At 53.5% G+C, this 404-nt stretch carries 1 protein-coding gene; it reads left to right on the top strand.

Features of this window, described 5'->3' with window-relative positions; genetic code table 11:
* Positions 1 to 404 (top strand): RNA-guided endonuclease TnpB family protein (locus J9892_RS10420; protein WP_210538290.1); only part of this gene is annotated, 404 nt, incomplete at both ends.

Genomic DNA, 404 nt, shown 5'->3' with positions numbered 1-404 from the left:
ACGGTGTTTGAGCCCGTCAACAGCTTCAAAACCAATCAGACCAAGCTGGCAAGGCTCCAACGCCAGTTGAGCAAAAAGGTAAAGTTCAGCAGCAACTGGAAGAAACAAAAAGCCAAGATCCAGCGGCTGCACTCACATATCGCCAACACCCGCCGCGATTACCTTCACAAGGTCACAACGACTATCAGCAAAAACCACGCGATGATCGTCATTGAGGATTTGAAGGTTGCCAGCATGTCAAAATCAGCAGCGGGCACGACCAGTCAGCCGGGGCGCAACGTCCGGGCAAAATCAGGGCTGAATCGTTCGATATTAGATCAGGGCTGGTTTGAGCTGCGCCGCCAGCTCGAATACAAGCAGGCATGGCGAGGTGGTCAGGTGTTGGCGATAAACCCGGCCTACAC

The sequence above is a fragment of the Aeromonas sp. Prich7-2 genome (genome assembly GCF_017939255.1).
GTDB lineage: Bacteria > Pseudomonadota > Gammaproteobacteria > Enterobacterales > Aeromonadaceae > Aeromonas > Aeromonas caviae.
This window is presented reverse-complemented; position numbering and strand designations above follow the sequence as displayed.